Genomic DNA, 23,495 nt, shown 5'->3' with positions numbered 1-23,495 from the left:
ATAGATTACCGAGATAGAGGAAGTAAAATCAAACTCTAGGGTATTTTATTGCCAAAAATTAAAATTTTTATTAAGTTTAGAAGTTTAATTGTTTCTATGACAATTCAAGCTAAACATTTTGATACTAGATTAAATCAATGGATTCATACCGATGGAAATATTAATAATTTCGATTCACTTCTGCAAGAAGAACTTAACAACACTTTACTAGAATATTTCTTGACAAGAAAAAACTTTTCGTTTGGGCATATAGACGAAAAGTCTACTGCTGAACAACTAAAAAACCATCCGTCAGGATACAAATTATTATTATCGTCAAAAACCCGATTATTGTATGGGCCAGAAGAATATCTAGACACAATTAGACAGTTATGTCCAGACAATAAAGATAGAGGCGCGTATGGTTCCATCTTCCTTGGTGCGTGCAAAAATGCCATAAATAAAGAGTTAAACATCTTAATTGTTGATGATAGTAATGGTGAAAATGGTAGCATCATTAACAATGACCAGGCATATCGACTAACAGGCGACTGTTATGGACAAATCTCAAAAGACTTATATCACGAACTTACCAATTATAAAGAAGGTGATTCCTACCGCGTCATTCAGCACCGCTTCGGTTGGACTGACCAAGATGGAGATGATACCAAATACCGCTTTGGTAAAGGTACACTACGCCCAGCCAATCTTGACAATATTCTTAACTATCAAGACGCCAATAACCAAACTAAAATTGACCTAATTCTTCCCTTGTCTGCATTTAAGGGAACTGATAAAGACAACCCCAATGGTCCGACCAAACCCCAAATTCAACCTGGACTGTACAGGCAAAATATCTGGTTGGGAGAAAAATCACAGTCTGAACTTGGTAAGACAGCTATCTCACAGTTACTTGCTTCATTCCCCAATGGAGTGAAAGACTTTACCGAACAACTAGAACTGGAAGCTAAGAAGCTGAATCTTGCACAGGACGATCCCCGACAACTAGCCCAACTTTATTGTGAAAAGTACTCCAAACGCAAAGCCTTTCTGGAAGAACAAGCAGCCTCACTTGAAGAAGAAGCAACAGAAGACCCAGCAGTAACAGAAGAATTAGAAACGCTGCGTGAACGCATTGCTACTGACTCGTTGATTTACAAACTCATCAAAGCTGACTTACAAGGACAAGGACAAGGACAACTTCTCGAAACCGAGAAGGTACAGCGAGAACTCGCTCGATTTGTCCAAAACGAGTGGAAGGAAATCGCCATTGGTAAAACACTCACGTTTGAGCGTGCAATGGTCATTCCCTCCAAAGACCTGCAAAATGGTGAAATCTGCATTCCTCATTACCAAGACAAAGAAGAAGTCCTCAACTTCCGCTCACCTTTCCTCAACTCGAACGGTCTGTGCATCTCTACAAACAAAATAGTAGAAGATATACTTGGACCAGATGGCAAACCCCTCGCAGGTGTTATCGCTGTCTCGGACGAAACAAGCGATCGCATTTACAACCGCCTAAACGAACAAATTTTATCTATCCTTCCCGAAGCTCAAGGGAAAAATATCCAGTTACAAGGTATTGAGAATTACTTAAACAAAAATATAGGTAAACTCGAAACAAAGGACAAAATCGAGTTTACCAACAAATTTAATGAGTATATTCAAGAACTTCAATCGGCTGGATACAACTTAGAAATTCTTCCCCAAGAGTCCGAACAGGAACGTCAAGCACGCGACTACGACGGTGACTGTATCGGATTTGACCGAGCAAGCAAGTATCCCAACCTCACAGCAGAAGCTTCTGAGCGTAACTTGCCTTCTAACGCTTACGAGCCAACTGTTAAACTCAACAAACAGTCTTTTTACCGAGAAGACGGTAGCCAGCCAGAATTTGAAGAAATCGCCATCCACATGAGCGATAGCATTAGTGTTGGTGTTATTAACAACCACCTGACATCGATTGAGGCGCTAGAGTCAGAAATTACCATCCTGAAAAACTTTGGCAGTGAGAAAGACCAAATCGAGTATGTACAAGAGGTAACCGAACACTACGAAGATTTGTTCAAGACAGAAGCCTGGGCAAAATCTAAGGGTATAGAAGGTAAAGAAGTTCCCGACAAGTATCGCGGCTATATGGAAGCGTTTATCCAAACAGCACGACAGGAACCTCTTAACCAGGAAACCGCTTTCAAAGCAATGAGCGTCAACACGAAGATGTACCGCGAAATGATTGCCCAAGCAGCATTTCAAAACCAAATTGCGGTTGACTTGTTCAAAAGTGCTAAAAAACCTGAAATGGAGATTATCCGCAACAACAGTCTGATTCTTCACCGGGAAGTTAACTATATTCGAGATAAGAAAAAAGATGTTTATTTAAATAGCACCATCCAGCCTACAGGATACTCACCAGTTGAATTACTAATTGCTCAAACCAACCAATATTTTGAGAAAGCCCGTCTCGAATCACGTGAAATCGTACAGTTTCAAGATTTCTTTCAAGGTGTTAAATTCTCTAATCAGCAACGCTTACAAGCAAGCCTCGCTAAAAAAGAATTTGATAAATCATTTAACAGAGCTCATCAGCTATCTAAACAGAAAGAAACCGAAAAAGGACCATCCGCAAATATTACGCTTGTTAATGGCAATCAAGTCAGTGTCACTAACCTTCTACAATATGACAACGAATTTATTTGGAAAGCGAAAAAAATTACGATCAAAATATCAGAAATACCAGAAGAAAAGCGTAATCATAGCCGTCCCCATCAATATATAGTCTATGCCCAAATCAACAATGAGACTGAAAACGGTCAACCTAAATTTAGGACGTTAGGAACGCTTGCTAAGGAGCAGGAAAACAAGCTACAAGAGATAGAAATTATCCCTGGACAGGAAGTAACATCCAATAAAATATCCTTCCAACCTGAACTAAGTGAAGGTCAAATAAAACTTCTTTACCAAAAAGCTTACCAAGTAGCAGAAGAGTTTTATAATTCTATTCCATCAGACCATAAACTAGCAATGGCATCTGCTACCTGGGCTATATCAACGACTCGTGAAAGTAGTCATGAGAAAGGTAATGAGAACCAAAAGAAAATTTCAAACTTTGCATTTGCTGCCTTTCCCCAAGAAATTATCAATCGGCTAGACACACTTCAGTTTAGGGAATTTAGTATCACTGGATTCGACCGTAACAGTGAAGTCTTTCATGAAAATCAACTCCAAAATATTCGGTTTAATATAAGCGAAAATGGAAAGAGCGTTATTGAAATACAGAATCAAGAGGGGAATTATGAAACATTTGGAAACATCGAACAGAATAATGCTCGACTACCAATTGATACTACCGCAACTGCAGAGATAGCCAAAGGTGAGATATATACTGCCTCTGTCACAACCAAAGTACCCGGACTACCAGAACTCACTTTTAAAGTAGGTGAAGTTAACAAGTTTGGACTTCATTCCCAAAGGTTCAACAATCAACCTATCATGCTAACAATTGAGAAGGTTGATTTGATTAGAGAAGACTATAGTATTTATATCCAAAATGATAACAAACCGGAAAAGTTAGGTAACCTCGATAAGGAATCAGTCAAAGAAGGTATTGCTCAAGGTTTGTTAGCAGAAAAGCCCAGAAACGGACAACAGTTACAACTCAAAATTCAAACCATCACGACTGGTCAAAATGCCTATGCTGTAGCAGAAACATCGTCAAAAAATTTCTTAAGAATTAATATTACTAATCAAAAGTATAAACGACAGGAAATTCAAGACCGAGATTTTAGAAAAACTTCAGTCAAAGCATTTGATAAAAAGTACGTTTATATAGCTAAAATTGGTGACCAATCACTTGGTATTATTGGTCAGCACACCGAACGCCTTGAAGCTGAATTAAACAAAGGTTATACACAAAGACAGTGGCGAAAAAAAGAGAGTAGTACTATACAAAAACTAATTGACACAGACATTATCCGCCTCAATCAACAACGAACCACTATTCCTGTACAGATTACCAGTAATGAAAGTACCTGTCAGATAACTATTAATCCAGAAACCGTACAGTATCCCAACCAGTGGATTAAGCGCAGTCAACTTGTAAGTAACGAACAGCCTGTTAAAAACGAACCGCAAGAAAAAAGTAATCAGTTACTTGCTAAAATTAACGCTCGTCCTACAGTAATGTTCCAAAATCAAGAACAAAAATTAGTAGGATTAATCGGGTTAGCAGTTGATGAAAAAATAGCCGAAAGAACAAAAAAGTATTTAGAAAAAGTAGAAGTATCATATGAACAACTGACTGCGTCACAAGCTCGGTTAGAAGCCAAAAAGGGTATGACTGTATTCATGCTCGATGAAAGTACTATCAGTGAAAAGCTGAAACAAACGTTTATTGACCGTGCTGGTGGTCATATCAGAAGTGCAGATACTCCTTCACAAGTCGCCCCAATTATTCCCGAACAAACTATATATTTCTATAACCCAAACCAACAGTATAGTTCCGCAGATGGGTCACAAGTAAAGACGAAAGAAGCTATCGTATTAGTCGTACCAGCACAAGATGCGATCGCTGTCACTAATTGGTTAGAGTCAAAAAGTGTAAATCTTAATTCCTTTATTGAAAACAATATAGCTACATTTATTATTACTAAAACTGAAATTAGTGAAGAACTAAGCAAAAAATTAAATGCTTTATTTGAGTCAGCTATTAATATTGGTGAAATTGATGGCTTTGACAGTTACGAACAACTAAGTGCAGAACTCAATCAAAAACTTGAAACTCAAGACAGTCTCCTTCCATCAAACCAAACTTTACCAGATAGCGAATACAAACAAGCGCTCTTAGCACTACCAAATCGTCCAAAAGAACTCAGTCAGGAAGAAACACCAGTACCAATTGTTCCTGCAAAACCAATTGAAATCGAACAAGCACCCACGCAGCTAGAGACAGTAGTTGCAAAAACTCCCAGCACTGATGTAAAAATAAATTCACAAAATAAGCCTCAACAATGGGAGTGGGGAAGATACGCGCCCCAAGGTAAAGCTAACTACGAAGTATCAAGCGCAGGCGATGGAAGATTTAGTGCTCTCAATGCCAAACTCTCCGATGGCAGAACTATTGAGTCAGCCTACCAACTTGATGTGAAAGGATACCGTACCTCACCCGACGACAAGGATTGGAAAAAGGGTAAAGGCAAACCACCCCGCACTCCAATGTCCGAAGGACAGCTTTACCAAGAATATAAAAAACTCTGGCAACAGTGGGCGCAGGAAAACCCCAGTCTAATTAACGAACTCGCTCTTAAATCGCAAGGCTTGGTTCTCACCGACAAGTTTGCTAGCACAAACATCTCGCAAGCACGGGCACTTGCGGAAATTCTCACGGAATGCATAGCTCTTAAAGCACAGCAACCCCAAAACCCCACGGTTCAAACCAACGGCAAGATTATCTCGTACACACGCCAGTGCATTGCGGTTCCCTCTCCTGTCGGAGACGCTACGCGAACGTTGAGTGCAACTAGTGCACCCGTACAACAGCAAATTGCTGCGTCTGTCCATATCAGCCCCGACTCCAAAGACGGGCTAGGAGCTGCACTCGCCAATGCCACTGCACTTGCCAAAGAACAAGGCAAGCTACAAAACAATTATCAAGTTTCAATCAATAACAACCCAGAAGCCGCAGCCGGACGGTATGGAGTAGAAACCCACTTGCAGAAGCCTAAAGGTGTAGCATATGCATCTGCCGAACATGCGTTCCATCACCAGAAGCAGCTTCATCCCTTGGCTGATGAGTACGAACTGATGGTAGAGGTACTCCAGGCTAAACTTGAACAGCACCCCCGGCTCATTGATGCGATCGCCAAGCGTGGCGGAACTGAATGGTTGGAAAACTGTACCACTATCACCAGTACCCAGGATAAACAGTGGGAAGGTAAAGGTAAGGAATCAGCATTCATCCGAGCGATCGCCCAAGCATATACTAATGTAGTCGAAAAATCACAACAAACAACCATTTCAGTTACACCAACCAATATTGAACAAGCACTCGCATCGCCTTCTCAACCCAGAACACAGCTCTTTGGGGCGATGGATGACATTACCCTGCGGATGAGGGCAAATACAGTTCAAAGTCTTCAAGATTGGTATGTAGCCGCTCAAAAGCTCGGTAAATCAGAAAAGTATTTATCACGAATTCAGGAGGTAACTGATTTATACGTCAAAGAAAATATTAGTCTTGGAAATGCTTTTAAAGCAATGGATAAAGATATTAAAGAGCTTGAAAAAATCAAAGTAATGACAAGTCTAGCTCAATGTGTAGTTAAAAAAATTGGGCAAGAAGATATCAATGGCATTATGTCAGTACAAACTGAAAAGTACAAAATCGCCACTCAAGTCCAAAATCAAACTTACTTAGTTAAGGACAAAGATGATAATGTACTGTTCTATGTCAAATCAGGAAGTATCAAAATAAATAATATTAATGATGAAACATTACAAGATTTTCGATACATGAACTCCCGGATTGCAAATACACTGAAAGATGTCAAATCAGATTTTGTTGAAAGGTAGGTAATTTTGATATGAAAGAACTAGTTGAAATTCCAGCAGAACAGACTACCGCAATGAAGGCTAGTACCCTCAGAGAACTCATGAAGCAGCTTAACATCAGTAATGAGAAATTTGAAGAGATAGCACTCAATCCTCCAACTGCTGAAGAACAAAAAGAGGCTGCACTAAACCTTAGCTTAGAAATGAACAAAATTAACGAAGTAGCGCAAGAGGAAGCAAAGGTAAACTCAGCAGATATTGAACCTGTCACTTTTGTTCATCAACTCAGTCATGAATTCTCTTCACAAGTAACAAATAACCAGACTCAAGTCAGAACAATTGAACCAGAGGTGATAACAAACTTTACTAAAAAAACAGACGACAGTAATAGCAAGCCAGTAGAAGAAAGTCAAGAAAATAGAAAACAACTTATTGCCACTACAATTCAAATTCAACAGTTTGTTATTCCTGTTATTGTAGACCGGATCAATACATATGGAAAAGCAGATAAAGACACGCGAAGTATTTTTTATAAAGGTGAGGAATATACTGCAATTCTAAAATTAGAAAAAGATTCACAAATTCTAAGCCTTGATAGAAATTATCCTGAGTTGGAAGAAAGCAAAGAAACACTCTTGGCTTCTTGTGACAATAACTCAGAAGAATACTCTATCATCATCAATAACCTCACGAAGGAAGAATTTGAGCGCTTTCAGGTTTTATTCCAGGAGCAGCAAGTACTCCGTAGACAAAACCAGCAGCAAATTCAAAGTAAGGAATCTGGTAACGAATTGAGCTAGCTAAATTAAACCGACCCAAACTCCATAGAAAAAGGCAATAAATCCAAAAACTAGTCTTTTATTAAAACTAAGAGGAGTCTTGGGGCAAACAACAACTGCCGCTAAGAGATAATACAACGACGCAGCAAAGTCAAAAAAGCTTGTCGGGTTAACAGGTAAACTACCTAACCCGACAAAACATAACATACCGATCAAAAACCAAACAACAATCTTTTCTATCCATGACAAAAGTTTATCTAGTTTCATACAAAATTATCCATTGCTCCTTGAAGAAAGGCAGAGGGCAGGAGGCAGCTATGCTGAAGGAGCAATCGGATCGGTGCAGCACCTAACCGATTGATAGCTTGCGTGGCGTTCGCGCAGCGTGTCCGGAGGACTCAGCCATAGACAACGCCAGAACAAGCGTGAGGGAAACCCTTCTACAGTACTGGTTCCGTGTAGATGGTGGAGTTTTATACCCAGTTGGCGACCGCCAGAAGGCTTCACAAAAGACAGAGTTTAACCTTCTGTCTTCCGCCGAAGGCGGATAAAATCACTTAGAACTATTAAAACAAAATTTCTCTCGGAAAGCATTAAGTAAATATATGGTTCATGACAAATACAAAAAGTAGTTATTCTCTCATATTTATTTTTATCTAAAAAAATGATTACTGAAAACCATAATTAATATATATTTTCAGCAAATAAGATCAATATTCAAAAAGGTAAATGCTATAAATGTGATTAAGTAGATGAGCGTTAGTAAACAGAACTATAAGACTCCTATTTGATTTTGGCGAAGCTAGGTACACCTTTTTATTTCTTAAGAGTTCCGTTCGGCTGAGATCACGGCCGAAGCCCTGTTTCCTGTTCCCACGAGTGATTCACCGAATCAAATCGGATTCCTATATATTGCAATGAGTTCTGGCGTTGGGTAAAAGAGAAAAATATTTGCTCTTGACCATTACAAAACGTTACATACTTTAGTTGAATTGTGCCAAGTTACTTAACAGATGCACGACTAAGAAAAAAATCTAAAATATGAAACTAGCTAATGTTGTCATCATTGAGAATGAAAATATGTCCAGGATTGGCGCAGCAGCAATACTATCTGAAACCGGAAAAATTCAGGTATGCGGTGTTGCCAAATACGGGACAGAAGGCATAGAAATTATCGACAAACAAAACCCAGATATCGTAGTCATAAATACTGATTTACCCGACATCAGTGGAAACGAGTTAATAAATATAATTAAATCCAAGTATGAATCTATAAAAATTGTGGTTATGACTGCAAATAGCAGTCGAGATGCTATCAGCGCAGCAATTAGTAATGGCGCAGACTGCTACTACTGTAAAAATAGCGCCAGAGAAGAAGTAGGAGAAAGATTCGTTGAAGCAGTACTGGCTGCGTACAATAACGAATCATGGATTGACCCGACTATCAATCGTATCTTGATTGAAAATTTCCGGTCAAAAGACGCGCCGCAGAAAGATTCACTTGATTTATTAAGTGAATTCTCCATTAAAGAAATAACAGTTCTAAAACTGACCGCTTCAGGCATGAGAAATGACGAAATTGCAAACAAGATGTATATATCCGAAGGTACGGTAAGGTCGTATATGCATAGTTTGTTTATTAAGCTTGGAGTCAAGGATAGATTCAATGCTGTCCGTGAAGGAATTCGTATCGGAATCTTAACCTTCGCAGACATGAAAATTGAACAAGAAACGACTCAAGAAACTTATAAAAAGCTCAAAACCAATCAAACAAGTAAAGGAGATAAAAAAAGAACAAACAACGAACGGGAAGGTTGGGCTGCTTGACCCACGATGCTCACTCGGGGAGCCGCCCCTTGGGCGCTCACTCAAACATTCGCTCATTCGCTCATTCAAAGTATGCCCTGCGGGCACGCTGCGCTATCAAAAAAAAGAAAAAGGATACAAGCCCCCAACTTATGGTATGGAGAATGTAAAAAATGTTTTCACGCCTACGCGCAGCGCGAGGAAAACGATGTCCTTGTTTCAAGCCTCCAAATCGATGGGGATTCTTAATTTTGCGAAAAGTTTGCGCGTCCGGTGAGACAGCGCTGCAGGAGGGTATCCCTCCGTAGGCGACTGCGTTAGCGCAGCTGAACCGGAGGTTCTCCCCGATAGCCGTAAGGCGTGGCGTCAGCCATAGGGGTTTCCCGGCGCAAAACTTTTCAAGACGAATTTTGAATTTTGATAGCGCAGCGTGCCGCAGGCATACTTTGAATTCCCCGGAGGGGTTGACCAAGCCTAAGCGCCCTTTGCGGTCTGGTGCGCCAACGGGGCGGGAACTCTTAAGAGGGAATCCAGCCAGAAGCCTTGAGCTACAATAAGAGCAAAAAGCAAGTGGAATCCAAATTCCCATGTCTCGTTGGTTTAATACCGCAGGTCCTTGTCAAGCAGACATTCATTATATGCTGTCGCCAACGAGTCGATTGCCAGACTTGGAGCGGCTGATTTCACAACGTAGCTACTTTGTGATTCATGCGCCTCGCCAAACAGGTAAAACTACTGCAATGCTAGCGCTTGCAGAACAACTAACGAGTAGTGGACGCTACACAGCACTCGTGGTATCTGCGGAAGTGGGAACCCCTTTTCGTCACGACCCAGGTGCTGCTGAACTATCTATTCTGGATGCTTGGTGGGCGAGTGCCCAGTTCGATTTACCCTCTGATTTACACCCAAGCGCATTTTGGGATGAAGCGCAGCCAGGACGAAGAATTCAAGCTGCTTTGCAGGCTTGGGCACGATCTTCGCCACGACCATTGGTGTTATTTATTGATGAAATTGACTCTTTACAGGATGAAGCCCTAATATCTGTTTTGCGGCAGTTAGGCGATGGCTATCGCACCCGCCCCAAAAACTTTCCGTTGTCCGTAGGGTTGATTGGCTTACGGGATGTGCGGGATTATAAAGTGGCTTCCGGAGGTAGCGATCGCCTGAATACGTCAAGTCCTTTTAATATTAAAGTGCGCTCCCTAACGTTAAGAAATTTTAATGCAACGGAGGTGGCACAATTATACCAACAACATACTGAAGATACAGGACAAGTATTCACAAACGAGGCTATCCAAACCGCGTTTGATTTGACTCAGGGACAACCTTGGTTGGTAAATGCCTTAGCCAAAGAAGTTGTAGAAGAGATGGTGACGGATATAAATGTCGCAATTACACCAGAACATATTTTTAAAGCCAAGGAAACACTCATTGCACGTCAAGATACCCATCTCGATTCTCTTGCTGAAAAACTCCGAGAACCAAGGGTAAAGGCAATTATTGAACCAATGTTAGCAGGAGGAGCGTTGGGGGATACTCCATCGGATGACCGACAATATTTGATTGATTTGGGGTTGTTACGGCGTGACCCAGAAGGGGGACTCGTGATTGCCAATCCCATTTATCGTGAAGTTATTCCCCGTGTTTTGGTGCAGGGTACTCAGGATAGTTTACCCCATATTAGTCCCAGTTGGTTAACCAAAAGTGGTGAGTTAAATATAGATGCTTTGTTGCACGCGTTTTTGGCATTCTGGCGTCAGCATGGAGAACCGTTGCTTGGGAGTGCAGTTTACCATGAGATTGCACCTCATTTAGTGCTCATGGCATTTTTACATCGCGTAGTTAATGGTGGTGGAACTCTCGAACGTGAATATGCAATTGGGCGCGATCGCATGGATTTGTGTCTGAGATATAGAAAAATCACATTAGGAATTGAGTTAAAAGTTTGGCGTGATAAAAAAAAAGACCCATTAGAAGCGGGTTTAGAACAGTTAGATGCCTATTTGGCGCGGTTGGGAGAAGATTTTGGTTGGTTAGTTATTTTTGACCGACGCAGTAATGCACTACCTCTAGAGTCACGCTTGGCGACTCAAATTACAACTACGAAAAATGGACGTTCTGTCACCGTTGTACGTGCATAGGTGCTCAAGCATAAAGGTCCTGTGGGAATGGTACGCTTCTTACAGCAGTTTGGGGTAGTGTGACTGTTGCTGCAACAGGTGGGCAAAGTAATCTATGATTGGCGCTATGCAAGCGTTTGGTGATTTTATATTGGTTGAATATAGTGATCGCTCTTTATAGCAGGAGAAGTTCCTGTTTAAATTGGAGTCGGAACTTTGAGACAAAATAGATGTACCACTTGGTACTTTTTAGGCATCAATTTGTCATTTGTGGAGGATAGATGTCAAGAACAAAGTAAATGAATTCAAGGCTATAGATTCAGTGAAGTTTTCTAATACTCAACCGAAATTATGCAAGCACCTGAATATTTCTTCTGCTGGCGGCAAGTCTTAATAATGGCGGCATTTTTGACATAAATGTTGCGTGCTACCTTACCTTCATTTGATTTCAGCCAATCTAGAAGTTTTTTATCTTCAGGTTGTAAAGCAGCAGAAGAAGCTACAGGCACAGAAGTGACACTTCCAGCAACGGTCTTATACGTAAAAACACCAATAACAGTTCCCAAAGCCAGTACGAAACCTAATACACTTGCCACTTGCGCCAACCGCCAATTACTTACACCCAATTGCGCTAGTTGTGGCAAACCCTCGCTGGCATCCTGCTTGGTAGTTTTAACCAATTCCAAAGTTGCTTGTGCGATCGCATTCTTTTGTTGCTGTATAGCCACCTTGGAAGCAGTGTTGAGCTTGTCGTCTACTATATCAGTCCAACCGACCACAAGCGAGTCAAGCCTGCCTGGTAGTTGCTGCAACGCAAACTGAGTTGTACCCAATTCTGCGTAAAGGTTAAACAAAGGGTCATCAGGTCGAATGCCCAACTTAAGTATCCAATCAATGACCTCTGCCTTTTTCTCCTCAGTATAAGTCGCAACAACTTTTTCAACAACTTTTGCAATATCAGTCATAAGTCAATTAAAAATTCAACCTAGTCAAACAAATACTTACCATTCCTCTGATTCAGTCTGCTCAATTAAATCAAGATTGGAAAGAGTATGTGCATTTGCACCCGCAGTAACCAATTCTGCACGATTCGTCATCAATCCTAAATAATTAGAAGCAATGCCGTTAGAGACAATAGAATTGTGAAAATTCTCAATCCAATTAAATATTATGGAACGCTGAAGTGTATTCAGTGGTGAGTCAGTTTTAACTGCTTGAGCATAGGGTAAACCCGTATCCTCAAGCAACTGGTAAAAGTCATTATGCAACTTATCTAAAACTAACTCCAAACCGTTTAGTTTTTTGAGAGCAGCTTGGAATTGATTACCATCATAGTAGCAAAATTGCTCGCCAAAGTAATAATTTTTGATAATCACATAATCAACCTGGTTACCAAAGTATTGGTATAAATCCTGAAGATATTCCTCAACACAATCTTTACGGTGAGATATCGGGTGCAAGAAGGTGATGCGATATCCCAGGCAATTGAGATTTTCTACCAGTGAAACGTCTTGATCAAAAAACTTGAATTCTGGTAAGTTTTGACCTGGCATATCTGTCAAAACCACTTCAATCTTCGGAAACATCTCTAGATCGAGTAACAACCTATCAGAATCACCCCTCGAAAAACCCAACTGGTTGATATCAAAGCATGACGTTTGATACATTGATAACTTGTTACGATGTCCGTGATAGAAAACACGCACATTGAGTTGATTCTTCAAGTACAACTCTAGTAAAAGTCTTGATATTGTAGACTTACCAACACGGGCATCTCCAACCGTAATCACAAAACGCTTTATAAGCATAATTAATTTAATCGTCGCTCCGCTTCCATTGGGTGTGGGGTGTAGTGTTTGGATGTCTCTTGAACTGTGGATATTATTGGCGAATTCCTGAAATTTATATTTTTGCGTTGAGGATAGTAACGACTCAAAAGCGCTCTCCAACTATTCCAAGCACTTCACCAACAGTATCCTAAACGTGCCGTCCCCACACCCCACTCGCTGCGCTCAAATTCAAAATTCAAAATGGACTGCGTCCCACTACGCTAACAAAAGTCAAAAGTAAAGAATTAATTTTGACTTCTTACCTTATGATTTTGACTTGTTTTGCCCCACACTCTACCTACCATACGCAATCACTGTTAAGAGTTCCCTGTTAAGAGTTCCCTGTTCCCTTTTACTAGAGAAATTAAGCGCTATTTTGTAAAGGCTCTGGAGTTTGAGTTGGCTGGCTTTTAGACTGCTTTTTTTCTTTATTTTTAGCTTTCTTGGTCTCTTCAGCCATCTTGTCATAGTAACCGGAAAGTGACTCTTTATCAAAACCTAATAAGTGAAAAGCTGATTTAGTTTTTTCTTCAAAATCAGCAAGCCAATACTTAACCCTTGCTTTAATAACAAGATTTGTTTTTTCATGAGTCAAAGCGTCATTAAAAGTTAAAGCATAATAGTCAAGAAAATCGTAGGGGAGATAAAATAATTCTGGCATCATTATTTCTACTAATCCTTTGGATGACATATCCTTACGAATTTTGGAATCGTTATAACGCTCAAATTTATCGGATTCACCATGAAATAAATTCTTGACGACAACGTAATCTACTTGGTCTTTACAAAGTTCGTGCAATTTTTCTAAGACGTTAACCGAGTCCTGCACCCTACTGATAACCGAAACCATCGTCACTTGACAATTAACATCCTTTAGCATTTCAAAAAAGGTCAACTCTTTAACATAGTTTTCAAAAAAACCTCCTGACTGAGCAGGTAAATCTAACAAAAATAGAGAAAATTGTTTTTCTTTCTCTATGTCAATTAACAACTTATCAGCTTCACCCTTACGAAAAATGTCAATATAACGTATTAAAGGTCTATACTTGTCTACATAATGCCTCTCTAATTGAGGATTGCGTTGGTCTGCTTCATATGCAAGACACACCAAATCTTTATTAATATAAAGCTGTAATAACCCTCGCGCAAAAGTACTCTTCCCAACACCCCCTTTATCACCTGTAACAATAACCAATCGTCGCTGAGGTTCATTATTAGTAAATCCTGGAGGGTTATTATTAGTGTTAGCATTCTTGTCAGACATTTTCTTTTCTCTCTTCTTCCTATTTAGAAACATTACAATCCTTGACAAAGTGAGTACACTTTGCTAACACACTCAAATTATTGTCAACTCTAAGTAAAAGAAATCATTTGTTCTAAAAGAGTTGACAACCAGTTAAGATAAGCAACCCTCAAGGAGAAAATTAGTTGCTTATTCTGGCTTGCAGTTAAACCAAATAGCTCAAGTGCTTGTAGAAAGACACCTCCCTCCAAAATTCGCAAAATTGGAAAAGATAAGTGTTTTTGAAAATAGAAAAATATTAAAGCTATATCAAGTTCTTGTGCTAAAAAAAAATTTCGGCATCATTAACAAAAGTCAAGTACAAATCTGAATAAGATATATTTTCGTTTTCTAATATCAACCGACAACAATCCAGATACCGCTTACGTAACAGTTTGTTTGATAAGTCAGTATCAGAATCCAGTAAAGGAATATCAACTTGCTTGTACAAGAAACTCAAATAAATAGCTTCTAATACCGCAATATCTAGATTCTCATTCTGTAAAGAGTATTCGTGAATGGCAGGTACAAGTGTTAGAGGCGAACCAACCAAGGAAAAACGCGAATTCAGATACATATCTGAAAGCGACATTAGCTGGCAGTTGGTGATGATATTGAACCAATGCAATGAATTTAGCTTAGTTACAATCAGTTCTGAAGCAGGCAAACGCGCGGCAATACTAGTATTATGAATTGGTAGAAGTTCAGTCCGCCTAGAGCGAAGTGACTGTACTGCAACAATCTGACGACTAGTATTAAATATTCGCTTGTCAGGATTATTAACCCTTACAGGTAAGGGGCTTAAACTCAAACTTGCACTACTAATAGGCGCAACATCTTTACGCAACCAGCGCACAAACTCACGATGTTTTTCATAACCAAATAAATTAAAAATGTATTTTAGTGCTAACCAACATAAAGTATCAACCTCTTGTAATTCATGATTCACAGTAAAAACTTGACGTTTGCGTCTCAATTTTAATGGTAGTACTTCGAGAAATGATTGTATCTCTTTATCAACATTTCTAGGACAAACAAGCATGAGTATATCTTTTGCAAAAAACTCAATGCCTGTATCAATATCTAGAAGTCTGATAGAGCTGCCCTGGAAATTAGCTATCCGAGTCAGCCAATAAATATTCATTATTTCGTCAAACCTAACTATTCTGTTTTATGTAGATTTCACTTCTAGTGTCTAACTTCTAGTAAATAAAAACAATCAACAAAAGTCCAATTTTTGAGCAACAATAGTTGATGCTGTAAATCAGTCATTAATTTCATAAGTAGCTCAACCTAAAAAAACGTAAAATCAAGAAGGTGTATCATTTAAATAATTACAATGCCCGCTCCACTTAGAATCCAACTCACACCGAAAGAAGACAATACCCTTTTTGAACTGAGTTACGCTTCAACAATACCGAAGCGAACAAAACAGAGGGTAATGGCATTGAGATTAAACGCACAGGGTTTTAGTGTACGAGATATTGCGGAGTATTTAGATTGGGCAGAGCAAACTGTAAGACAAACAATACAACGGTGGAAAGAGGGTGGATTAATTGGACTTTGGGAAGCGCCAGGACGAGGTAAAAAAGCCTGCTGGAGTTCGGAAGATTGGCAAGCTGTAGAGCAATGGTTGTTGGAAGAACGTCGGTATAGGCAAGGGCAGATAAGTCAAAAACTGGCATCTGAAAGAAATATTGTTTTGGGACAAGAACAGGTGCGTCGAGTTGTTCACAGCACCTCACCCAGTTATAGCTAAGTATTTTTACAAGTTAGTATATAGAAATTTTATAATTATAACAGTAAAAACCCAGAGGATTGCTCTTTGTGGAGTGGGGTAGATTTAGGATATAGGAGGCTTGCCTGAAGCTAGGCATTACCCAAACCGTACTTTCAACTAGGCACCTCTAAAATTTTTCAAAAGTTATCAGGTATACAGCAATTACCAAACTCGCTCAAGTCAATAGTGTTGATTATTTGATAATGAATTTCCACCTTGAAGGACTTAACCATTGCCGCACAAAATCCCTACGATGCAAGTATTTTAGGTTGACAAACACCGAAATTATCCGACCGTGTCACTAATGGGGTGGATCTGGGCTACAGCTTTGACTCCTCCCAGTCGTAGATGTGGGCAGGTAACACGTCCACATCCACTAACATCCCTTATGTTCACTCATAAAGTGGGATTGCTCACTATCATACTGCTTGTGACATCAATTCACTTGACTCAGTAGTTTTACCGTCTTCTAAAAAAGAATGGCCAATTAAGTTAAGGATTTCGACTCTTTCTACAGGAGAAGCAGCAGATATAAGCACTCGTAGGCTCACCCCAGGCTTCGCCCCTAGCAACTGAGATAAATACCACTCCCGCGCTTCCATAGGAACAGCCCCTAGCAATGCTAGAAACTTTCCAGTTCCCAAATCAGCCTTTCCCTTACGAAATCTGGAAATTAGCACCTCTGAAACTCCAGCTTGCTTGGCTACAACTTTTGCCGAAAGGTTAAACCTATCGAACATTTCGTCAAATAGTTGCTGGTAAAGAGGAGTTTCCTCTGTTACAAAATTTTGCATTGCCAAGCCAATTATAGGATTAGTTAGTTGTTATAGTATGCGATATTTAAAGAGAACTTTGTTAGGATTTTTAAAGACATGGATAACTCAATGGTAGCAAAGGATTTCCCCTCGCTAAACTGAGCCAACGACTTGCTTTTACTGAAAGATATAACATCATCTTCAAGGAATTAGGGCAGAACTTTAGCTGCTACTAGCTTACATGGCGATACCTTTGAGGTGCAAATTAAGCAATTTTCGGAAAGCCAAGAGGAATAGCTGAAAGCCAATAGGTTTGAGAATTAGCCCCAGCCAGTCAGGGGGCAGGGGCTGGAAATTATCATTACTAAGAAAATTATGACGCAGAACAATTCCAGAATTCAAGGGAAGTTTTACCCACTTCAGCATGAAGAATGGTTAAGAGCCAACTGGGAATTAAAACCAGCAGAAGTAGATGTCCTTTACTATCTCAAAACAGTCAACCGAATCGGTGAAAGGATAAGTATCCCATGTAGCGTCATTGCATCTGATTTGAAGAGGGTTGAAGAAAGGCAGAGGGCAGGAGGCAGAAGGCAGAAGGAGCAATCGGATGGGGATTCAAACCCCAACCGATTGAAGACAACGCCAGACGCCTCAAGTCGGGAAACCCGCCTACGGCGCTGGCTCCCCTGTAGACGCTGGGGTTTTATACCCAGTTGGCTCCAGCCAGAAAGCTTGCTCAAAGACATAATTTATACCTTCTGGCACGCCAGATGCTTTATGCCGGGGAACCCTTTCAGCAGTCGCCTGCGGAGGGTTTCCCTCCCGCAGCGCTGCTTCACCCCCGCACTGGCTCCTCTGCTCTCTGCCTTCTGCCTTCCGCCGAAGGCGGATAAAAGCACTGTCAGTCGAGCAATACTGGCTTTAAAAGAGAAAAATTGGCTACCTGAATGGTTTGAGGTTCAATTTAGAGAGCAAGATAAGGATATTAGTGATTGGAAAGAAGCACTGGACAAAATCCTTGCTTACTCTGCCTTTTTCCCAGAACACAGCAAGCGTATTCACCTTTTTGGTCGTACTGATTTAGCGAAACTGGCACTAGCCTCCGCTACCTGCGAAGAATTCAACGTTGTTGTGACCTTTGAGGAGGTGAAGCCATGATACCCAAACCACAGAGAGATAAACAGGGTAGGGTACAGGGCGAATTTTACCCCCTTCAAAAAGCCGAACTTATTGCCCTGCGCAAAACCAAACTAATCAACAATGCTGCCTTTGTTCATTTAGCGCTTAGGTACGAAAACCCTTTCTGCGATCGCCCGATTACAGTTATTCCCAAAGAGTTTGCACTACGATGGCTTCTTCCAGAAAGCAGTGTCTATGAAGCGATCGCCAAACTCAAAGAAAACCACGCCATCAACATCAAGTCAGGCAAAGTCACCATAGAATGGGTAAATTCTCAACAAGAGTCTGATTCTGAGAATCCAGAAAATTTCTGGGAATCCAGAAATAATTCTGAGAATCCAGAAATAATTCCAGAAACCCAGAAAAAATTCCGAAAATCCAGAAATAATTCTGAGAGTTCAGAAAAACGTAGCCCAAAACCCTTACAATGTAAGGTTTATAAAGAGTCTCAGATATATTCAGATTATTCAGAATTTATTCAGACTCTCTCAGAAACCGAGCGAGCGAATTTTTTGAATTTCTGTGAGGAACTTACAAAAAATCTCAGCCAACCCGTCAACGACATAGAGGCTTGGTTAGCTTACAAAAACAAAGCCGGAAAAAACCGTTGGGAGGTTTATTACCAAAAATTCTTGGCGAAGCAAAAAACACAAATCAACAAATCTAAAAACAACCAAAGCCGCAGAAATATTGCAAAAAAGTTTCAACAAGAAATTGAGGAACAGCGTCAGCAAGCCATGCTTGCTTTGCAGGAGTGAAGTATGACTGATCGATTGCCACCCCAAAACATTGAGGCGGAAGAGGCGATTTTGGGCGGGATAATGCTAGATCCAGAAGCGGTTACCAGGGTGAGCGATCACCTGGTTCCAGAAGCTTTTTACATTACTGCTCACAAAGATATCTATCAAGCAGCACTGCGCCTTCACCGACTCGGCAAACCTACAGACTTACTGTCGGTCATAAATTGGCTTGCAGACCATGACTTACTCGCTCGCATTGGCGGTAGAAATAAACTAGTCTCCCTCGTAGACCGTACAGTCAGTGCTGTCAACATCGACGCCCTAGCCCCATTGGTAATGGAGAAATATCTACGGCGACAGTTAATTAAAGCCGGTAATGAAATTGTCCATTTGGGTTACGAGACAGAAACTGAGTTACCAATTGTCCTCGATCAATCAGAGCAGAAAGTTTTCCAAGTTTCTCACCAAAAATTTTGTTCAAACACCGAACATAACAGCACGATTAATATTGCTGCTTACGAGCAATTAGAATCATCTAGCCCCATTTACCCTACAGGGCTTTATGAACTCGATAACTTGATGGTGGGATTTGAAGGTGGCACGCTCACTATAGTTGCCGGGAGACCGTCAATGGGAAAATCGTTCATCGCGTCATTCTTGGCTCTCCAAATGATACTGCTCCACAAGCTACCTGTCATTATCTTCTCACTGGAAATGACAAAGAAGCAGCTGGAGTACAGACTGTGGAGTTTAATTAGCGTCGTAGGTGCCTACAAGCATTTAGGTTTGTTACCCCTCAGATGCGATCGCATCCGCAGACACCGGGCAGGATTTGAACCTTTAGAGGAATGGGAATTTAGCAGCATTGCCAAAATCGTTGGTATCGCAAGAGAACTGCCGCTGTACATAAATGACTCAAGAGGTATTACCGTTTCTGAAATTGCTTCCGAATGCCGTCAGGTGAAGGCAAAAGAAGGCAAGCTGGGGTTGGTTGTAGTTGATTACCTGCAAATGATGGCAGAGGACTCTCTTGGCAACCGGAGTTACGAACTAGGAGATGTGGCGAGGGGACTTTACAAAATGGCAGGTGATTTGGATGTTCCTGTGTTGGCGCTGTCTCAAATCTCTAGAGCTGTTGAGGGAAGGCAAAACAAGCGCCCAATGATGAGCGATCTCAGCCAGTCAGGAATCTTAGAGATGGTAGCAGACAATATAATACTCGCTTACCGGGACGAGTACTACAACCCGAACACAGAAGACCAAGGAATCCTAGAACTAATCATGGCTAAGGCACGGCATGGCGACACTGGCACGGCAACGGTGTTCTTCGACAAATCCTATGGAATTATCAGGAATTTGGAATGATGAAAGAGCCGATTCCTCAAACTACCGTCGGAACCTTTCGCCCTAATGGCTGGATACTGGGTTTTGACAGCGAGAGCAGCAACCTACAGTTCGGACTGCTGCTCTTGTGCAGTTCGGTGCTTGCGACTCAGCTCGTCTACTTCTGTTCGGGCAAAATCAAGTTTTTGGATACCAACTACAAGCCAAAGTTACCAGCACGACAATCTCACTGCTTAATTTACTGGGGTGATAATGTGCAGCTGTTTAGGGAGGTCTTTGAGTTGTATGTTGTCATTTACCTACCAACTCAACTTCTATATAAAGAAGAAGTCCAACAAAGAACAGATGATAAGTGGAGGGTCTCTGAATTTTTACTGGGGGATATTGAAAATAGCCCTAGTAAAGACTCCGAACAGATAGAGATACCCTCCGGTAAAGACAGCCCTAGTACAAACTCCTCTAATTTCCATATATCCCCCAGTAATAGCAGCCCTAGTAAAAAGCGCAGAAATTGGGGTGAGGGTAACGGCACTATTCATTGGCGCACCGTTACCAAGAATGGAAAGGAATACCCCCAGGCTTATTATCACTGGAAGGAAAACGGTCTGAAGAGAACCAAGTACATTCCTAAGCAATTACTAGGGGTTATTCAAGAAGCAGAGGAACAGAAACGACCAGTGATAGAGATTTTGGGATTACTGGGTGTTGTGCCAAGCCCTAGTAAAAACATATTACTGGGGGATATTAGAAACAGCCCTAGTAATAATGAAATAACCACCAGTAAAAAAAGCCCTAGTACTGAGGAAGAGCCTTCATGTGTGTCCCTTAAAGATAGCCCTAGTAACGATGGGGGACAGGTGGAAGCAACCACCAGTAAAGACAGCCCTAGTAAAACAAGACGAGATAAGGGGTTAGGCAGTGGCTCAATTCAGTGGAAAACCATTACCCTTCATGGCAAAGATTATCCTCAAACTTGGTATCACTACGAGTTTTGGAAAGATGGCGATCGCCTGGTGAAATCCTCAAAATACATCCCCAAAGGGTTATTAAGTCAAGTTCAGCAGCTAGAAACAGAGAAAGCGCCAGTTAGAGAGATTTTGAAGGTACTAAGGGACTTCCAGAAAATAAAATATACATTTTATAAGAATGATAATCATTTCAAGGGGGGGGGAGAAAGCGGTTGCCAACGGCAACCGCTTTCTCCCCCTCAACTATCAATAAAAAATTTTTGCACTCAAAAGTAACTTGGGAGTGCAATGTTCATAATTACTACCAATTATGTTACAAACTTCAACTTTGAGAAATTACGTAGTTCTATAACAGATATCAATAAACCATTTACCTAAAGAAGGTAAATTATCTTTAGATAAGTTAGTTAAGCGTGAGATTTGATTTTCAATTTCTAACATAGCTTTTTTAGTGAGACGTACCCCAGTTGAGTAAGTTTGAGTGACTAACTTAACAACTGGATGTTTACCATTCCAAGTCCGGGGGTCTTACACGTAAAAAAATCGGGCAGCCTTTTTTGTGTTGATCTGTCGTCGTAGTCGGGTACTCGTTGTTATAAGGCTGCCCGATTTTTTAGGGGACAATGCGTCGTCATAGTTTGAGCAAAATGTAATGCCGTCTCTACTTCATCTAAAATGCTGCCATTCCAATGATTTTCTAATACTGCCCAAGTTCTTTCTATCGGATTATATTTACTATGGTACGGAGGATAGTAAGCTAAACGTATGTTCAGTTGAAATTTGTGAGCAAACTCTACTATGCGTTTCATGAACTGAGTGCGTCGAGAATTATTCTCTGCTCCATTATCTTGATTAATAAGTAGAGTTTTGATTTGTGGAAATCGCCAGCTTTCTGAGTTCCAAAAATCTGCTAAAACATCAACGATAAAGTCGCTCGTAACTTTAGATTCTGTAAAATACAAAAATAGCTCGTCAAGCGCTGGAAGAAAGATGCCATAAGGAGTCACGGTGGTTTTTGGGTGGAAGTCGTGGTCATCAGTTATAGTTGGAACTCGATTTTTACCACCACGGTCAAATGAGCCGATATTGACACGAGCTTTCGCATCTAAACTTAAGCGTAGAATACTTGGCTCATCTGAAGCTTCTTGATGAACTATAGCTAATTGCTCAAAGATTGCGTCAGTTTCGGGAATTTTTTTTGAGGTTGAATTTTAGCAACCCGTTTGAGGGAATACCCTAAATTGTTTAATTTAACGCGAATTGTTTCTGAAGTTGGTAATTCTTGCTCGCTATAACCAAATTTCTCAATTAATTGATGTCTAACTTCAGCAGCAGAGAGTCGTGTGTACAGTCTTTGACTTTTAAAGCTTGGGTCTATTTGACTTTGCTCATCCACCAATTGTTTGATATCTGCTAACAGATTCGGCAGGTGTGATTCTGCTTTTTTCCTTCCTCTACCCCGATAATTATCCACACAAGTGATACCACTATTTAATTCTTTAATTCCTTTACCAATAGTCACACGATTCCATCCCAACTCTCGCTCTGCAAGTGACTGTCCTCCTTTTCCTAATGACACAACTGTTTTTGCTATGAATTGACGTTTGGCTGTGCCTTTTAATTCTTGTGCGGTTTCCTTCAACAAGTTTGAGAGTGAATTTGTTAACTGTATTGACACCTCTGTAACCCAAAAATCGAATCATCATCAAATTTACTACAAAAACGGGGAAGGGAGAGGCTGCCGCAGGCAGCCTCTCCCTTCCCCTGGAATGATTATCATTATGACAAGCTGTATATTTTATTTTCTGTAAGTCCCTAAGGGTCACTGAAATTGAATAGCGTTTGCTCCAATTCAAAGTAAGCTGCTGCAGCAACAAACTGTAGAGTCATTTATTACACTTTGATGTCTTACTAGAGTTTAGACTAAATGGTTGAACTCAAAGGAAAAAAAGGGAGTCTGATTTAATACAGGTCTCCAATTGGCAGAAGCTAACAGAAGAATCACCAACTCTTACCTGCCAAATTGACCATTGGTATCGCTTTCTAAAGCAACGCTTACATCTGGAGTTCAGACTAAGCAGCAAGAAATAGCTCAGCAGCGCTAAGTTCAGAATAGACTTACTTCAAAGATGAAAATATTTGAGATTAAGCAGATTTTGGTTGTTCTTATCGGTTTTTTTTGCAGTATTTTTAACAATTGTATAAATAATTATACGGATAATGACTTTACCTGGTGTCCACCCAAGGGAAATTCCTTTGAGGTTTAGGTGGAGAGATAGGAGTACCAATCGCCCTTCGGGTTCGCAGTCGCTACAACGGGGGGAACCCCAACGCCCTTCGGGTATCTCCTGCGGAGACGCTACGCGTTCGCCCTCTGGGCGTGCGCTT

General features: G+C 40.6%; 16 protein-coding genes and 2 pseudogenes. 9 read left to right on the top strand and 9 right to left on the bottom strand.

Features of this window, described 5'->3' with window-relative positions:
* Window positions 1-96: 96 nt before the first annotated feature.
* Both AC5590_RS17775 and AC5590_RS17770 read left to right on the top strand, forming a co-directional pair.
* The gene (locus tag AC5590_RS17775; protein ID WP_248277217.1) at window positions 97-6,546 is read left to right on the top strand and encodes a hypothetical protein; all 6,450 of its coding nucleotides are present in this window, start codon (window positions 97-99) and stop codon (window positions 6,544-6,546) included.
* 11 nt (window positions 6,547-6,557) lie between these two features.
* Window positions 6,558-7,325, top strand: coding sequence for a hypothetical protein (locus tag AC5590_RS17770; protein WP_169264846.1), 768 nt, complete (start codon window positions 6,558-6,560; stop codon window positions 7,323-7,325).
* Here the strand turns inward: AC5590_RS17770 and AC5590_RS17765 are convergent, their stop codons facing one another.
* Window positions 7,326-7,571: a hypothetical protein gene (locus AC5590_RS17765; protein ID WP_169264845.1), complete on the bottom strand. Its 246-nt coding sequence runs from the start codon at window positions 7,569-7,571 to the stop codon at window positions 7,326-7,328.
* A 774-nt stretch (window positions 7,572-8,345) separates the two neighbouring features.
* Between AC5590_RS17765 and AC5590_RS17760 the strand changes: the two genes are divergently transcribed.
* Window positions 8,346-9,131, top strand: a complete 786-nt coding sequence (locus AC5590_RS17760) for a response regulator (protein WP_169264844.1) — start codon at window positions 8,346-8,348, stop codon at window positions 9,129-9,131.
* A gap of 566 nt (window positions 9,132-9,697) precedes the next feature.
* Window positions 9,698-11,251, top strand: coding sequence for an AAA-like domain-containing protein (locus AC5590_RS17755; protein WP_169264843.1), 1,554 nt, complete (start codon window positions 9,698-9,700; stop codon window positions 11,249-11,251).
* A gap of 311 nt (window positions 11,252-11,562) precedes the next feature.
* Here the strand turns inward: AC5590_RS17755 and AC5590_RS17750 are convergent, their stop codons facing one another.
* From AC5590_RS17750 to AC5590_RS17735, 4 genes are all read right to left on the bottom strand, one after another.
* Window positions 11,563-12,195: a DUF6753 family protein gene (locus AC5590_RS17750; protein WP_169264842.1), complete on the bottom strand. Its 633-nt coding sequence runs from the start codon at window positions 12,193-12,195 to the stop codon at window positions 11,563-11,565.
* Window positions 12,196-12,231: 36 nt separating this feature from the next.
* On the bottom strand, window positions 12,232-13,038 hold the full coding sequence (locus AC5590_RS17745; protein WP_169264841.1) for a hypothetical protein: 807 nt from the start codon (window positions 13,036-13,038) through the stop codon (window positions 12,232-12,234).
* A 385-nt stretch (window positions 13,039-13,423) separates the two neighbouring features.
* Window positions 13,424-14,323 carry a P-loop NTPase family protein gene (locus tag AC5590_RS17740; protein WP_169264840.1) on the bottom strand — a complete coding sequence of 300 codons (900 nt, stop codon included), beginning with the start codon at window positions 14,321-14,323 and terminating at the stop codon, window positions 13,424-13,426.
* 301 nt (window positions 14,324-14,624) lie between these two features.
* Window positions 14,625-15,485 carry a hypothetical protein gene (locus AC5590_RS17735; RefSeq protein WP_169264839.1) on the bottom strand — a complete coding sequence of 287 codons (861 nt, stop codon included), beginning with the start codon at window positions 15,483-15,485 and terminating at the stop codon, window positions 14,625-14,627.
* Window positions 15,486-15,680: 195 nt separating this feature from the next.
* Between AC5590_RS17735 and AC5590_RS17730 the strand changes: the two genes are divergently transcribed.
* Window positions 15,681-16,100: a helix-turn-helix domain-containing protein gene (locus AC5590_RS17730; protein ID WP_169264838.1), complete on the top strand. Its 420-nt coding sequence runs from the start codon at window positions 15,681-15,683 to the stop codon at window positions 16,098-16,100.
* A 440-nt stretch (window positions 16,101-16,540) separates the two neighbouring features.
* Here the strand turns inward: AC5590_RS17730 and AC5590_RS17725 are convergent, their stop codons facing one another.
* Window positions 16,541-16,915, bottom strand: coding sequence for a transcriptional regulator (locus tag AC5590_RS17725; RefSeq protein ID WP_048870729.1), 375 nt, complete (start codon window positions 16,913-16,915; stop codon window positions 16,541-16,543).
* Between the two features lie 336 nt (window positions 16,916-17,251).
* Between AC5590_RS17725 and AC5590_RS17720 the strand changes: the two genes are divergently transcribed.
* The 4 genes from AC5590_RS17720 to AC5590_RS17705 are packed head-to-tail and all read left to right on the top strand — an operon-like array spanning window position 17,252 to window position 21,383.
* A complete protein-coding gene (locus tag AC5590_RS17720) occupies window positions 17,252-18,034 on the top strand; it encodes a hypothetical protein (protein WP_211178416.1) in 783 nt (260 codons plus the stop codon).
* The gene (locus AC5590_RS17715) at window positions 18,031-18,813 is read left to right on the top strand and encodes a hypothetical protein (protein ID WP_169264837.1); all 783 of its coding nucleotides are present in this window, start codon (window positions 18,031-18,033) and stop codon (window positions 18,811-18,813) included. Before AC5590_RS17720 ends, AC5590_RS17715 begins: the two co-directional genes overlap by 4 nt.
* Before the next feature lie 3 nt (window positions 18,814-18,816).
* Window positions 18,817-20,160, top strand: a complete 1,344-nt coding sequence (gene dnaB / locus AC5590_RS17710; protein WP_169264836.1) for a replicative DNA helicase — start codon at window positions 18,817-18,819, stop codon at window positions 20,158-20,160.
* A complete protein-coding gene (locus AC5590_RS17705; RefSeq protein ID WP_246163643.1) occupies window positions 20,157-21,383 on the top strand; it encodes a hypothetical protein in 1,227 nt (408 codons plus the stop codon). Before dnaB ends, AC5590_RS17705 begins: the two co-directional genes overlap by 4 nt.
* Before the next feature lie 60 nt (window positions 21,384-21,443).
* Here AC5590_RS17705 and AC5590_RS17700 read toward each other — a convergent pair.
* The 3 genes and pseudogenes from AC5590_RS17700 to AC5590_RS17690 all read right to left on the bottom strand — a co-directional run.
* A pseudogene (locus AC5590_RS17700) lies at window positions 21,444-21,626 on the bottom strand (ISAzo13 family transposase); the annotation flags it as partial.
* Between the two features lie 113 nt (window positions 21,627-21,739).
* A pseudogene (locus AC5590_RS17695) lies at window positions 21,740-22,779 on the bottom strand (ISAzo13 family transposase); the annotation flags it as partial.
* A gap of 451 nt (window positions 22,780-23,230) precedes the next feature.
* Window positions 23,231-23,495 (bottom strand): hypothetical protein (locus AC5590_RS17690; RefSeq protein ID WP_211178415.1); only part of this gene is annotated, 265 nt, incomplete at its 5' end.

Origin of the sequence: Brasilonema octagenarum UFV-OR1 (assembly GCF_963888615.1) — a bacterium.
GTDB classification, from domain to species: Bacteria; Cyanobacteriota; Cyanobacteriia; order Cyanobacteriales; family Nostocaceae; genus Brasilonema; species Brasilonema sennae.
This window is presented reverse-complemented; position numbering and strand designations above follow the sequence as displayed.